General features: G+C 73.0%; 11 protein-coding genes. 4 read left to right on the plus strand and 7 right to left on the minus strand.

The features are described from left to right. The first annotated feature begins 96 nt into the window (after positions 1-96). Together GA0070604_RS22440 and GA0070604_RS22445 are read left to right on the plus strand one after the other, a co-directional pair. Entirely contained in the window at positions 97-576 is a 480-nt protein-coding gene (locus tag GA0070604_RS22440; protein ID WP_091121986.1) for an Lrp/AsnC family transcriptional regulator, read from the plus strand. Positions 577-624: 48 nt separating this feature from the next. Next, positions 625-1,635 carry an LLM class flavin-dependent oxidoreductase gene (locus tag GA0070604_RS22445; protein ID WP_244162047.1) on the plus strand — a complete coding sequence of 337 codons (1,011 nt, stop codon included), beginning with the start codon at positions 625-627 and terminating at the stop codon, positions 1,633-1,635. A gap of 176 nt (positions 1,636-1,811) precedes the next feature. Here the strand turns inward: GA0070604_RS22445 and GA0070604_RS22450 are convergent, their stop codons facing one another. Further along, the gene (locus GA0070604_RS22450; RefSeq protein ID WP_091121993.1) at positions 1,812-4,058 is read right to left on the minus strand and encodes a rhamnogalacturonan lyase family protein; all 2,247 of its coding nucleotides are present in this window, start codon (positions 4,056-4,058) and stop codon (positions 1,812-1,814) included. 215 nt (positions 4,059-4,273) lie between these two features. Here GA0070604_RS22450 and GA0070604_RS22455 point away from each other — a divergent pair, with 215 nt between their 5' ends. Continuing rightward, positions 4,274-5,707, plus strand: coding sequence for a pyridoxal-dependent decarboxylase (locus GA0070604_RS22455; protein WP_244162048.1), 1,434 nt, complete (start codon positions 4,274-4,276; stop codon positions 5,705-5,707). A gap of 188 nt (positions 5,708-5,895) precedes the next feature. On the opposite strand, the gene GA0070604_RS22460 is transcribed toward GA0070604_RS22455, so the two are convergent. The 5 genes from GA0070604_RS22460 to GA0070604_RS22480 form a co-directional block, all read right to left on the minus strand. Beyond that, entirely contained in the window at positions 5,896-6,900 is a 1,005-nt protein-coding gene (locus GA0070604_RS22460) for a sulfite exporter TauE/SafE family protein (protein ID WP_091122001.1), read from the minus strand. Between the two features lie 365 nt (positions 6,901-7,265). Further along, positions 7,266-7,751: an RrF2 family transcriptional regulator gene (locus tag GA0070604_RS22465; protein WP_091122004.1), complete on the minus strand. Its 486-nt coding sequence runs from the start codon at positions 7,749-7,751 to the stop codon at positions 7,266-7,268. A gap of 71 nt (positions 7,752-7,822) precedes the next feature. Continuing rightward, entirely contained in the window at positions 7,823-8,707 is an 885-nt protein-coding gene (locus GA0070604_RS22470; RefSeq protein ID WP_091122007.1) for an acyl-CoA thioesterase, read from the minus strand. Continuing rightward, positions 8,704-10,152: a pyruvate kinase gene (pyk, locus tag GA0070604_RS22475; protein WP_091122010.1), complete on the minus strand. Its 1,449-nt coding sequence runs from the start codon at positions 10,150-10,152 to the stop codon at positions 8,704-8,706. The genes GA0070604_RS22470 and pyk overlap by 4 nt, the downstream gene beginning before the upstream one ends. A gap of 434 nt (positions 10,153-10,586) precedes the next feature. Then, the gene (locus tag GA0070604_RS22480; protein ID WP_091122013.1) at positions 10,587-10,952 is read right to left on the minus strand and encodes a YciI family protein; all 366 of its coding nucleotides are present in this window, start codon (positions 10,950-10,952) and stop codon (positions 10,587-10,589) included. 252 nt (positions 10,953-11,204) lie between these two features. Here GA0070604_RS22480 and GA0070604_RS22485 point away from each other — a divergent pair, with 252 nt between their 5' ends. Next, positions 11,205-12,809, plus strand: a complete 1,605-nt coding sequence (locus GA0070604_RS22485) for a GMC family oxidoreductase (RefSeq protein WP_091127335.1) — start codon at positions 11,205-11,207, stop codon at positions 12,807-12,809. Positions 12,810-12,902: 93 nt separating this feature from the next. Here GA0070604_RS22485 and GA0070604_RS22490 read toward each other — a convergent pair whose 3' ends face one another. Continuing rightward, positions 12,903-13,712, minus strand: coding sequence for a lipase family alpha/beta hydrolase (locus tag GA0070604_RS22490; RefSeq protein ID WP_091122016.1), 810 nt, complete (start codon positions 13,710-13,712; stop codon positions 12,903-12,905). Between the last annotated feature and the right edge of the window lie 142 nt (positions 13,713-13,854).

Raw genomic sequence — 13,854 nt, forward strand, 5'->3', positions numbered from 1 at the left:
AAGCGTCGAACATGAGGGCGTTGGCGGGCAATAGGAACGAAGGAGATTCTGTCGACAGCTCTTCTGTTATCGCCAGATTCGGAGAATGATGCTCGCATGCCTGTCGCACCGAATGATGTACGGCCGTTCGCGGCCTTGGACGACGTCGACCGCGCGATCCTGACCGAGTTGGCGGCCGACGGCCGGCTGCCGAACAACGCGCTGGCCGAGCGGGTCGGGGTGGCGCCGTCCACCTGTCTGGCGCGTACCCGGGCGTTGCGCGAGAGCGGGGCGATCCGCGGGTTCCACGCCGAGGTGGACCCGGCGGCGGTGGGGTTGCCGTTGCAGGCGCTGGTGTCGGTACGCCTGACCGCGCACGAGCGGGCGGCGGTGGACGCGTTCCGGGCCCGGTCGGTGCGGCTGCCGGGGGTGGTGTCGGTGTTCCACGTGGCCGGCGCGGAGGACTACGTGCTGCACGTGCGGGCGGCGTCGGGGGATGCGCTGCGGGACTTCGTCCTGGACCATCTGGCGGTGGATCCGGCGGTGCAGCACACCCAGACCAGTCTGATCTTCGAGCAGGCGCGCGGCATGGGCTGAGGCCCGTACGGAGGAACAATTTCGCCGCGCGGCGGGTTGGTCAGGTTCGTGATCGACGTACCGCTCTCTGTTCTTGATCTTGCTCCGGTCGCCGCCACCGCCAGCGCCGGTGAGGCCCTGCGGCACACCACCGAGCTGGCCCGACGCACCGAGGAGCTGGGCTACCACCGGTTCTGGGTGGCCGAGCACCACAACATGCCGGCGATCGCGAGTTCCGCGCCGGCGGTGCTGCTCGCCCACCTCGCGGCGCACACCGCGACGATCCGGCTCGGCTCGGGCGGGGTGATGCTGCCCAACCACGCGCCGCTGGTGGTGGCCGAGCAGTTCGGCACGCTGGAGGCGCTGCACCCGGGCCGCATCGACCTGGGCATCGGCCGGGCGCCGGGCACCGACCAGGTGACCGCGCTGGCGCTGCGCCGGAGCATGGAGGGGCTGTCGGCCGAGAACTTCCCCCGTGAGCTGGCCGACCTGATGAACTACTTCAGCGGGGCGGAGCCGGGCCCGATCACCGCCACCCCGGGTCGGGGCCAGTCGCCGGTGGTCTGGTTGCTCGGGTCGAGCGGTTTCAGCGCCCAGCTCGCCGGGCTGCTCGGGCTGCCGTTCTCGTTCGCGCACCACTTCAGCGCGCAGAACACGCTGCCCGCGTTGCAGCTCTACCGGCAGAGTTTCCGGCCGTCGCAGTGGCTGGAGCGGCCGTACGCGATGGTCGCGGTCAACGCGGTCTGCGCGGAGACCGACGAGCGGGCGGAGTGGCTGGCCGGCCCGGCCGGGTTGTCCTTCCTGAAGCTGCGCTCGGGGCGGCCGGAGCCGCTGGTCACGCCGGAGGAGGCGGCGGCCTACCCGTACACCGAACTGGAGCGGGAGTTCGTGGCGCAGCGCCGGGAGGGCCAGGCGACGGGCTCGCCAGAGACGGTGGCCCGGCAGCTCGGCGCGCTGTTGGCGCGTACCGGCGCGGACGAGCTGATGCTGACCACGATGGTGTACGACGTGGCCGACCGGATCCGGTCGTTCGAGCTGATCGCCGAGCGGGTGGCCGGCGGCCTGCACCGAAACCGCTGAAACACGCTCTTCATAGGCACGTCACCCCACCGTCGCGCGGCGCCTCTAGTTTTGGTTCCGGTGGTGGTACGGCACTCCCGGTCGGGACGGGTCGGGGGTGCCGCGGTGTGGTGCACCGGGCCGCCGTCGCGGATTCCGCGGTCGGCGGCCCGGTGCTTTCGCCACCGGCTAGGGGTTCAGCGCAGGTAGATGTTCGGTGTGGGCGGGGTGGCCATGCCGTCGCCGAGGAAGAACCCGGTGTGCGGTGGCTGGTTGTAGGCGGTGTTCTGCCAGGCGATCGAGACCCGGTACTGCGGGTCGTGCATCAGGGTGTGGATGCGCAGGTTGGTCGGGGTCGGTGTGCTGTAGATGCGCAGCGCGGTGCTGTCGCTGGTGCGCCAGACCACCTCTTCGCGCCAGTCGCCGAGGATGTCGCCGGAGAGCGCCGGGGTGGACTTGGTGCCGTTGTTGGCGGCCACGCCGCTGCCGGTGAGCAGCCGGGTGTCGCCGCCGGTGCCGTACTTGTCGATCTTCGTGGCGTCGAGCAGTTCGCGGACCGGGTCGCCGTCCCACCAGACGAGGAAGTTCTGTGAGGACGGTTTGCGGCCGATGTTCTGCCCTCTGGTGTTGAGCAGGCCGTCGGCGGCGGCGGACCAGGACTCGGCGCCAGGGCTGCCGGCCCAGACGTCGTCGGAGACGCCCCGGCCGTTGTCGCCGTTCGGTGCGGTCTGCCAGAGCACCTGGCCGGTGCGGGCGTCGGCGAAGTACGAGCTGGGCTTGGTGCCGTCCTCGTCGACCTTGAACATCTCAAGCCCCGGCCGGGACGGGTCGAGGTCGCCGACGTGCAGGGCGTCGCCGTGCCCGTTGCCGGTGGACCAGAGCAGCCGGCCGTTGTCGTCGATGGTGGCGGCGCCGTACACGATCTCCTGGCGGCCGTCGCCGTCCACGTCGGCGACGGAGAGGTTGTGGTTGCCCTGGCCGGCGGCGGCGCCGTTGCCGCTGGCGTTGGAGTCGAAGGTCCAGCGCTTGGTGAGGGTGCCGGTGCGGAAGTCCCAGGCGGCGATCACCGCGCGGGTGTAGTAGCCGCGCGCCATGATCAGCGAGGGGCGTTCCCCGTCGAGGTAGGCGGTGGCGGCGAGGAACCGGTCGACCCGGTTGCCGTAGGAGTCGCCCCAGGAGGAGACGGTGCCGCGCGGCGGGTCGTAGTCCACGGTGGAGAGCGCGGCGCCGGTGCGACCGTCGAACATGGTCAGGTACTCGGGGCCGGCGAGCACGTAGCCGCTGGAGTTGCGGTGGTCGGCCGAGGACGAGCCGATCACCTGGCCGGTGCCGGAGCGGGTGCCGTCGGCGGTCTTCATGGCCACCTCGGCGCGGCCGTCGCCGTCGTAGTCGTAGACCTGGAACTGGGTGTAGTGGGCGCCGGCCCGGATGTTGCGGCCGAGGTCGATGCGCCAAAGCCGGGTGCCGGTCAGGGTGTACGCGTCGACGTACACGTTGCCGGTGTAGCCGGACTGGGAGTTGTCCTTGCTGTTCGACGGGTCCCACTTGAGCACGAACTCGTACCGGCCGTCGCCGTCGAGGTCGCCGACGCTGGCGTCGTTGGCCGAGTAGGTGTACGCCTCCCCGGTCGGGGTGGTGCCGCCGGGCGGTGGCTGGATCGGCACGTCGAGGTAGCCGTTGGGGAACTGCAGCGCGGGGGCGGATGCCGCCTGCTCCGCGCCGTTCACCACGGCCCGCACCGTGTACGCCGAGCCGGCCGCCGCGCCGCTGTCGAGGTAGCTGGTGGCGCCGGTGATCGGGGTGGTGTTGACCCTGGTGGTGCCCCGGTAGAGGTTGAACGCCACCCCGGCGGTCTCGGTGCCGAGCAGTCGCCAGGAGACCAGGTTGCCGCTGCCGGAGCGGACGCTGATCAGGCCCCGGTCCAGCTTCTCCAGCTGTTTGGCGCCGCCGGGCGGTGGGGTGGTGGGCGGGGTGGTGGTCGGGGGTGCGGTGCTGCTCGGCGGCGCGCTGGTGGGCGGGGTGGGGCCGGTGCAGGTGGTGCCGTTGAGCGCGAAACTGGCCGGGGCCGGGTTGCTGGTGTCGTTCCACGAGGCGTTGAAGCCGAAGGCGGCGGTGCCGCCGGTGCCGATCGCCGCGTTGTAGCCGGCGTCACGGGCGGTGACCTGGGTGCCGGACTGGGTGACGGTGGCGTTCCACGCCTGGGTCACCTGCTGGCCGGCGGTCCAGGCCCAGGTGAGCGTCCAGCCGTTGACCGGGTCGCCGAGGTTGGTGACGGTGACGTCGGCGCCGAAGCCGCCGCCCCACTGGTTGGTGACCCGGTAGTCGACCCGGCAGGCGGCGGTGGCCGCGGCGGCGGTCACCGTGGTGAGGATGCCGGCGAGGAGGGTGGCCGTCGAGGCCGCGGCGAGCAACGCGGTGCGGCGGCGCGGTGGGGTGGAATGCACGGAAGCTGCCTTTCGCGCAGGTCAGGCACGCGGCGGGGGCGCCGGCCTGCCCGGGCCGGCTGGAGGTACGCCGCGCTGACGGTGACGGTGGACGACACTGATCGACGTCCATGATTTGGCTCCGCGCACCGGCATCGTAGGACGGCACTTTCGGCGCGCACAACCACCACCGCCTCCCCTTGCCGCGACCAGGCCCACCTGATCGACTTCAGGGCATGGCTGAGCACATGGACCCGGAGGAGTTCCGCCGCGCCGGGCACGCCGTGGTGGACTGGATCGCCGACTACTGGGAGACGGTCGGACAACGGCCGGTGACCTCGCAGGATCCGCCCGGCGCGGTGGCCGCCGCGCTGCCCGCCGGGCCGACGGAGCAGGGTGAGCCGGTCGAGGCCGTGCTGGCCGACCTGGACCGGATCGTCGCCCCTCGGCTGACCCACTGGCAGCACCCGGGCTTCTTCGGGTACTTCCCGGCCAACACCTCCGGCCCGAGCGTGCTGGGCGACCTGGTCAGCTCCGGCCTCGGCGTGCAGGGGATGCTGTGGGCGACCGGCCCGGCCTGCACCGAGCTGGAGACGGTCATGTTGGACTGGCTCGCCGACCTGCTCGACCTGCCGAAGCGGTTCCGCTCGACCGGCCCCGGCGGCGGGGTGATCCAGGATTCGGCCTCGTCGGCGGCGCTGGTCGCCACGCTGGGCGCGCTGCACCGGGCCAGCAAGGGCCGCTGGCGTACCGACGGCGTCGACCGGCGCTACCGGGCGTACGCCTCCACGCAGGGGCATTCCTCCATCGAGAAGGCGGCCCGGATGGCCGGGTTGGGCGCCGACGGGGTACGGGCGATCGAGGTGGACCCGGCGACGCAGGCGATGCGTCCGGCGGCGCTGCGGGCGGCGATCGAGGCGGACCTGGCGGCCGGCGTGGTGCCGGCGATCGTGGTGGCCACCATCGGCACCACGTCCACCACCGCGGTCGATCCGGTGGCGGAGATCGGCGAGATCTGCGCGGAGCACGGCGTATGGCTGCACGTCGACGCCGCGTACGCGGGTTCCGCGGCGGTCTGCCCGGAGCTGCGCTGGTCGCACGCCGGGGTCGAGTACGCCGACTCGTACTGCTTCGACCCGCACAAGTGGCTGCTCACCGGCTTCGACTGTGACGCGTTCTGGGTGGCCGACCGGGGCGAACTGATCGAGGCGTTGACGGTGATGCCCGAGTATCTGCGCAACGCGGCGACCGAGTCCGGTGTGGTGATCGACTACCGGGACTGGCAGGTGCCGCTGGGCCGCCGGTTCCGGGCGCTCAAGCTCTGGTTCGTGCTGCGCTGGTACGGCGTCGAGGGACTGCGGGCGCACATCCGCTCGGGGGTGGCGCTCGCCGACCGCTTCGCCGCGCGGGTCGCCGCCGACGATCGGTTCGAGCTGGCCGCGCCGCATCCGTTCTCGCTGGTCTGCTTCCGCCTGCGGGCCGGCGACGAGGCGAGCGCCGAGCTGCTGCGTCGGGTCAACACCACCGGACGGGTGCTGCTGACCCACACCCGCATCGAGGGCCGCTACGCGCTGCGCCTGGCGGTCGGGTCGCCGCTGACCACCGAGCACCACGTCGACGAGGCATGGCATCTGCTCTCCACCGAGGCCGACGCCCTCCTGAGCGACTGACCGTCCCGCGCCGTGCCCCGCCAGGAACTTGATCGACTCGGTGTGCGGCAAGTGGTGGTCTCTGTGGAGCCGGAGACCACCACTTGCGGCACATGCAGTGGATCACTGATCCTGGTGCCGCCCCGGCCCAGCTAGGGCCCTGATCGTTCGATCCGGCAGCGGTTGCGCACGGCGGCGGGGTGCCGGGGTCAGCCCTCGACGGCGGCGGTGAGAGGCCGGGGCGCCTCCGGCGTCGCGGCGTCGGCCCCTCCCGTCGACGCGCCATCGGGCATGCCGGTTGCGGCCGTCGCGATCGCGGACGGCGCGGCGAGTGCCGCTGCGGCGACGGACCGGGCTCGGCGGGCCCGGTACAGCGCCCGCGCCGCCAGCGCCAGCGCGGCCAGCCAGCCCGCGCCGAGCAGCGCGTAGACCAGGGGCGGGACCGGCCCGCCCAGCTCGCCGGCGCGCAGCAGCGTGCGGGCGTTGGTCAGCACGATCACCCCGCCGATGACCGCGCCGAGCAGTTGGGCCGGGACGACGCGGACCAGCCAGGCGGCGATCGGTGCGGCGATCAGGCCGCCGATCAGCAGGGCGGCCACGGTGGAGAGCAGAAAGCCCTCGGAGCCGAGGCCGATGAGGAAACCGGCGCTGGCCGCCCCGGCCACCAGGAACTCGGCCGTGTCGACCGAGCCGATGACCTTGCGCGGTGCCATCCGGCCGGAGACCAGCAGCGCCGGGGTGGCGACCGGGCCCCAACCCCCACCGCCAGTGGCGTCGACGAAGCCGGCGAACAGCCCGAGCGGGGCGAGGAAGCGGCCCCGCAGGCGGCCGGCGGCCCGGTTGGGGCGCAGCGGCCGGGAGAAGCGGACCAGCAGGTACGCGCCCAGGGCGAACAGGATGGCGGCCATCCACGGTGCGGCGGCCTCGGTGGAGATGGAGCTGAGGAAGGTGGCGCCGGCGAACGCGCCGATCGCGCCGGGCACCGCGATCCGGGCGACCACCCGCCAGTCGACGTTGCCGAACCGCCAGTGCGACACCCCCGCCGCGAGGGTGGTGCCGATCTCCGCCAGGTGCACCGAGGCGGACGCGGTGGCCGGCGCGACCCCGGCGAAGAGCAGCAGGGTGGAGGAGGTGAGCCCGTACGCCATGCCGAGCGCGCCGTCGATCAGCTGCGCGGCGAGCCCGACCAGAGCGAGGATCAGCAGCTTGCGCACGAGCGTCCTCCGACTTTTCGGCATCTCCTATCGACTTGGTCGACATTGCGGCACGGAGGCGTTCCGGTCAAGCCCTCAACCCGATTGGTGGGACGCGCCGGACGGCGCGCGAATCGGCCGCGCCGCGATCAGTGCGCTGATGGCCCAGCGCGCCGCGCACCGGGCCGCGAATCGGCGGGCGGGCCCGCTGGGTGTTGCCGTGATCATGTACGCACCGCGGGGACCCTGACGGTTGCGCCCGGCACCCTGGCGGGTGCCGGCAGGCCGGCGGCCAGCGAGTCAGCGGAAAGCCGGCGGGCGGGCCGGCAGGGGCGAGTCGCCGGAAGCCCTGCGGGCGGGCCGGCGAGCCGGCGGTAGGAGGGCGGTCAGGTCCAGGCGGCCGGGTCGGCGGCGAGCTCGTTGACCCGGCCGGGCAGCCTGCCGCTGGCCACGTCGGCGATGGTGACCAGTTCGAGGATCTCCCGTTCGCTGGCCCGCAGGGCGATCCAGACCTCCTGCAACGCCCGGGCCGCCCCCTGGTAGCCGAGCTGCTCCGGGCGCTGGCCACGCACGTGCGCCAACGGGCCGTCGATCACCCGGATCACCTCGGCCAAAGAGATCTCCGAGGCGGGCCGGGCCAGCCAGTAGCCGCCCTCGGGGCCGCGCTGGGCGTGCACGACGCCGCCCCGGCGCAGCTGGAGCAGGATGCTCTCCAGGAACTTCGGCGGGATCTCCTGGGCGCGGGCGATCTGCTCGGCGGTCACCGGCCGGCTCCGCCCGGTCGCCGCACCACCGGCCGCCCTGCTGGCGTCCACCGCCGCCAGTTCGGCGGCAGCGCGAAGGGCGTAATCGACCCGGGCGGAGAGACGCATGCCGGCTAGGTTAGTCCGCTGGTCAGCCGGCCGATCTTCCGGCCCTCCGCCGAACGGTCACGGCCCGCCGGTCAGTCGCCGACCCGACGCAGCAGCCCCTCCTGGACGGCGCTGGCGATGTGCCGGCCGTCGGTGGTGAACATCCGGCCGGTGGCCAGGCCACGGGCACCGGAGGCGGACGGGCTCCAGCAGTCGTAGAGGAACCACTCGTCGGCACGGAAGGACCGGTGGAACCAGAGCGCGTGGTCCAGGCTCGCGCCCACCACTCCCCCGGGCCCCCAGACCTCGCCGTGCACCGAGAGCACCGAGTCGAGCAGGGTCAGGTCCGAGGCGTACGTCAAAGCGCAGGCGTGCAGCAGCGGGTCGTCGGGCAGCTTGCCGTCGATCCGCATCCAGACCCGCTGGTGCGGCTCGGCGGGCCGGTCGCCGGGGCGTACCCAGCCGGGCTCGCCCACGTAGCGGACGTCGATCGGGCGGGGGATCTGGCCCCAGATGCCGAGCCGCTCCGGGTAGCGGGAGAGCCGGTCGGTCATCGTCGGGACCCCGTCCGGGCCGGGCACGTCGAGGGGGGCTGGCGCCTGGTGGTCCAGCCCCTCCTCGTGCCGCTGGAACGACGCCGACATGAAGAAGATCGGCTTGTCGTGTTGGAGCGCGACGGACCGGCGTACCGAGAAGGACCGGCCGTCCCGGACGTTCTCCACCTGGTACTCGATCGGCTCGGCCGGGTCGCCGGGGCGGACGAAGTAGCCGTGCAGGGAGTGCACGAAGCGCTCCGGGTCGACGGTGCGCCCGGCGGCGACCAGGGCCTGGCCGGCGACCTGGCCGCCGTACACCCGCTGTGGGCCGACCGGCGGGCTCATCCCCCGGAAGGTCATCTCGCCCGTGTGGTCCAGGTCCAGCACCGCGAGGAGCTGGTCGACCGCGGCCTGCCCGGTCGCCCCGGCCAGCTCGGTCACTGCAACGCCCGCGCCGAGGCGAGGTCGACCAGCGAGCCGAGCTGGTGCACGCGCAGCGTGTTGGTGGAACCGGGGGTGCCGGGCGGGCTGCCCGCCACGATCACCACGTAGTCGCCGGGGTTGGCCCGGTTGAGGCCGAGCAACGCCTGGTCGACCTGGCGGAACATGTCGTCGGTGTGCTCGACGAAGGGCATCAGGAACGTCTCGACGCCCCAGGATAGGGCGAGCTGGTTACGCACCTCCGGCACCGGGGTGAACGCCAGCAGCGGCAGGTCGCAGTGCAGCCGGGCGAGCCGCTTGACGGTGTCACCGGTCTGCGAGAAGGCGACCATCGCCTTGGCGCCGATGGCCCGGGCGATCGAGGAGGCGGCGACGGTGAGCGCGCCACCGTGCGTACGCGGGTCGTGCTGGAGTCGGGGCACGGAGATCGAGCCGGACTCGGTGGTCTGGACGATCTTGGCCATCGTGCTGACGGTGAGCACCGGGTACTTGCCGACGCTGGTCTCACCGGAGAGCATCACCGCGTCCGCGCCGTCGAGCACCGCGTTGGCCACGTCGGAGGCCTCGGCGCGGGTCGGCCGCGAATTCTCGATCATGGAGTCGAGCATCTGGGTGGCGACGATGACCGGCTTGGCGTTCTCCCGGCAGAGCTGCACCGCGCGCTTCTGCACCAGCGGCACCTGGTCCAGCGGCAGCTCCACGCCGAGGTCGCCGCGGGCGACCATGACGCCGTCGAAGGCGAGCACGATCGCCTCCAGGTGGTCGACCGCCTCGGGCTTCTCGACCTTGGCCAGCACCGGGCGGAACACGTCCTCCTCGGCCATGATCGCGTGCACCAGCTTGATGTCGTCCGGCGAGCGGACGAAGGAGAGCGCGACCATGTCCACGCCCAGGCCGAGCGCGAAGCGCAGGTCCTCGGCGTCCTTCTCCGACAGGGCCGGGACGCTGACCGCCACGTTCGGCAGCGAGACGCCCTTGTTGTTGGAGACCGGGCCGCCCTCGGTGACCAGGCACCGGATGTCGTTGCCGGTGACGTCGCTGACCTCGACCGCGACCCGGCCGTCGTCGATCAGCAGCCGGTCGCCCGGCTTCACCTCCTGCGGCAGCTTGCGGTAGGTGCAGGAGACCCGCTCCTTGGTGCCGAGGATGTCGTCCCCGGTGATCACGACGGAGTCGCCGGTGCGCCACTCGTGCGGGCCGTCGGCGAACCGGCCGAGCCGGATCTTCGGGCCCTGGAGGTCGGCGAGCACCGCCACGGGCTGCCCGGCCGCCTCGGCCGCCTCCCGGACGAGCCGGCACACCGCCTCGTGGTCCGAGTGACTGCCGTGGCTGAAGTTGAGCCTCGCCACGTTCATGCCGGCCTCGACCAGGCCCCGGATGCGCTCCGGGGACGAGGTGGCGGGGCCGAGTGTGCAGACGATCTTCGCGCGGCGTGTCACGCCCATCAGGCTAGTCTCTCCTCCGGGTCGACCTGCCGGCCGGCCCCTTTCGGAATGCGGAACATTTGTCCAACGACGCGAGATTCCCGCCTTGCGGGCGGGTGCCCGATGGCACCCGGGGGCGTCGTGTGTGTGGCGGGCATCGGCGACCGCGCGGCGGAAATCGTACCGCCCGCCGTCATCCTCCGACGGAGCGCTCCCGACCCGCCCGCGAGCACGGCTCGATGCCGCACCGACCAGCGATCGACCGCCGTCATCCGGCGCGGGCCGGCCCACCGCCGGCAGGGGGCGACGGACACCCGGCCGGGAGCGGAACTGGATCCGGCTGAAGGTGCGCCGACGCCGACGCGCTCAACGCGCCGCTGGTCACCCGGTGGGCGCGGGCGGCCCCGCCACCGCCACCACCGGCGGCCGGTCTCCCGGGCCGGGTCGCGCCGCCGTCAGCTCTGCGTCTTGGCCAGCGGGAACTCCAGCGAGCCGGCCGGGCAGAGGAAGGTCAGCACGTCCACCCGGTAGAGCCCGGCCTGCACCGCCGGGTCGGCCTCCATGACGCCGCGTACGTCGTCGACCGAGCCGGTGCGGGCCAGGCCGAAGCCGATCGGCGGGTCCGGCTGCCGGGCCGGGCCGTCCACCGAGCCGGCGACCAGGATGACGCCGCGGCGTTGCAGCGCCCGCATGTGCTGGGTGTGCTCGGCCTGCAACCGCTGCACCGTCTCCTCCGGCAGGGCCCGGCCCGACGGCCCCGGGTAGAGCACGATGCACTCGTACGTGTCGAGCGCGAAGTCGACCTGCGGCATTCCGGCCATGTCGCACCTCCAGACGTACGCCCCGACTCAGCCTCGCACGGCGCGGACCGCCGTCGCGGTCGCTCGCCCCAACTGCCCGCGCCGGCGCCGGGTTGCCGCCCGGCCGCGCCCTTCGTCCTGTCGTACCCGCCGCCCGTGCACGCCGACATCGGCACGAACTGCCAGACGGAACGTCACCCTCGACACTTTCCGTTACATGATCGATTCGCTAACGTGTGAGGGATTTTCGCGCATGGGACAGTGGGGTCCGAGGTGGACGAATTCGACTACGTCATCGTCGGTGCGGGCGCGGCCGGGTGCGTGCTGGCCAACCGGCTCAGCGAGGACCCGGGCACCCGGGTGCTGCTGGTCGAGGCGGGCGGCTGGGACCGCAGCCCCTTCGTCCGCATACCCAAGGGCTTCTCCTACCTGATGGACGACCGGCGTACCGCCTGGCACTATCCGGCGACGACCGGGCCGGGGCGGGACGAGACGTGGCAGCGCGGGCGGATGATCGGCGGCTCGACCTCGATCAACGGCATGATCTACAGCCGGGGCGCCCAGCCGGACTACGACGCGCTGGAACGCCTCGGCAACCCTGGCTGGGGCTGGTCGACCATGCTGCCGATCTTCAAACGGCTGGAGGACAACCCGCTGGGCGCCTCGGAGGTCCGAGGCGTCGGCGGCCCGCTGCGGCTCTCCACCACCACCGGCACCGACGAACTCTGCGAGGAGATGATCGAGGCCGGGGCGAAGCTGGGCTGGCGCCGGGTCGACGACCTCAACGCCGACGACGACGAGCGGATCGGCTACGCCATGGCCACCATCCGCGACGGGAGCCGGGTCAGCGCCGCCCACGCCTTCCTGCATCCGGTACGCGACCGGCCGAACCTGACCGTCGCGGTCGACACCGTCGTGCTGCGGGTGCTGATCCGCGACGGCCGCGCGGTCGGGGTACGCGCCGAGCACCGGGGGCGGCCGGTCGACCACCTGGCCTCCGCCGAGGTGATCCTCGCCGCGGGCGCCCTCGCCACCCCGCAACTGCTGCAGGTCTCCGGCATCGGGCCGGCCGACACGCTGCGTTCCGCCGGGGTGGAGGTGCTGCTCGACCGGCCCCGGGTGGGCGCCGGCCTGCGGGAACACCGCTCGATGGCCCTGCAGTACCGGCTGGCCGGGCCGGGCGGCTACAACGCGCAGCTCGCCGGCCCGCTCGGGCAGGCCCGCGCCGCGCTCCGCTACCTGTTCACCCGGCGCGGCCCGCTCGCCCTGCCCGTGCTCGACGTGGCGGCCCACATCAAGTCCCGCCCCGACCTGGACCGCCCGGACGCCCACCTGCTGATGGCCCCGTTCTCGGCGGCGCCGCCCCGGCCCGGGCGGGCGTTGGAGCTGGAACGGGAGCCGGGCCTGATGTGCCTGGGCACGGTGACCCGCCCGGACAGCGAGGGAACCCTCGCCATCAGCGGGCCGGACCCGCGCACCCCGCCCGCGATCGTGGCGAACTATCTCGACTCCCCGCACGACCGCACCGTCGCGGTGGACACCTTCCGGCGGATGCGGGAACTCTTCGCCACCGCGCCGATCGCCGACCGGCTCGCGGCCGAGGTGCTGCCCGGACCGGCGACGCGGACCGACGAGGAGATCGTCGAGGCGGCCCTGGCGCACGGCTACTGCGGCTACCACGCCATCGGCACCTGCGCCATGGGCCCGGACGACGAGCACGTCGTCGACCCGCGGCTGCGGGTACGCGGAGTGGCCGGACTCCGCGTGGTCGACGCGTCGGTGCTGCCGCTGATGGTCGCCGGCTGGATCAGCGCGCCGGTGACCGCGCTGGCCTGGCGGGCCGCCGACCTGATTCTCGGCCACGGCACCCGGGACTGACCGACGGGCGGCACGGGGACCTCCGCGGCAGCGTCGTCCACCGCGCGGACGTGACCGGGCGTCGCCGCGGGGCCGCCCGCCGGCGCGCCCGGATCAGAGGGCGAAGCAGTCGGGCCGGACGGCCGCGTCGGCGAGCGCCTGCCGGACGACGGTGTACGTCGTACCGTCGAGGACGAGGCCGAGGTGGCCGACGACCCGCAGCGGGCACCACCCCTGGACCAGCACGTTGGTGGCGCCGTCGGCGAGCACCGCGTTGTCGACCGGCCGGACCAGTTCGTCCTGCCAGGTGCGCACGGTGGTCCAGCGGACCGCGCCGGGGGTCTCGTCGCCGTCGTTGAGGGCGGCGAGGAAGTCCGAGCCGATCGACATCTGCTGGCAGGCGACGACGCCGGCGCAACTGCCCAGCCCGACGAAGTTCATGATGTTGGCGACGTAGGTGCCCTGCTGCGGGGTACCCAGGCTGACGTAGTGGGCCACCCGGTCGGCGCCGCCCAGGAACTTGACGTACCAGCGGGAGACCAGGCCGCCCTCGGAGTGGGTGACCAGGTCCACCTTGGTCGCGCCGGTGGCGGCGCGCACCTGGTCCACGTAGGACGACAGGGCGCGGGCGGAGTCGCGGATGTCGCCGACGCCGAGCCCGGGGAGTTGGTAGATCCACACCCGGTAGCCGTCGGCCCGCAGCCGGGCGGCGATCGGCTCGTAGGCGATGGAGATGCCGATCAACCCGCCGACGACGATGACCGGGTTGGCCGAGGCCGCCGCCGCGATGGCGCGTTCGGCGGCGACGGAATCGGTCGGCGTGGCGGCGGTGGCCCCGGTCGGGGTGGCGGCCTGGGCGGCGGTGGCGGGGACGAGCAGGGCGGCGACGACGGCGGTCAGGGTGATGATCTTTCGGAGCAGCATGGCTGCACCTCCGGTGGGGAGGCACCCGGGAAGCCGGGAGGCACGGGCGGGGGATCCGATCGATCGTGGGAACGATGATGGGGCTTGCAATGTACGGCCGTCAATTGAAAGTTACGCTTTAGTAACAAGAAGTCGCAGTGGA

Source organism: Micromonospora eburnea (genome assembly GCF_900090225.1).
Taxonomy (GTDB): domain Bacteria; phylum Actinomycetota; class Actinomycetes; order Mycobacteriales; family Micromonosporaceae; genus Micromonospora; species Micromonospora eburnea.

What these genes read in the sequence shown, in the direction of transcription:
- GA0070604_RS22455 (WP_244162048.1), top strand. Translation starts at nt 4,274, where the DNA reads ATGGCTGAGCACATGGACCCGGAGGAGTTCCGCCGCGCCGGGCACGCC.
- GA0070604_RS22490 (WP_091122016.1), bottom strand. Translation starts at nt 13,712, where the DNA reads ATGCTGCTCCGAAAGATCATCACCCTGACCGCCGTCGTCGCCGCCCTG.
- GA0070604_RS22465 (WP_091122004.1), bottom strand. Translation starts at nt 7,751, where the DNA reads ATGCGTCTCTCCGCCCGGGTCGATTACGCCCTTCGCGCTGCCGCCGAA.
- pyk (WP_091122010.1), bottom strand. Translation starts at nt 10,152, where the DNA reads ATGGGCGTGACACGCCGCGCGAAGATCGTCTGCACACTCGGCCCCGCC.
- GA0070604_RS22440 (WP_091121986.1), top strand. Translation starts at nt 97, where the DNA reads ATGCCTGTCGCACCGAATGATGTACGGCCGTTCGCGGCCTTGGACGAC.
- GA0070604_RS22480 (WP_091122013.1), bottom strand. Translation starts at nt 10,952, where the DNA reads ATGGCCGGAATGCCGCAGGTCGACTTCGCGCTCGACACGTACGAGTGC.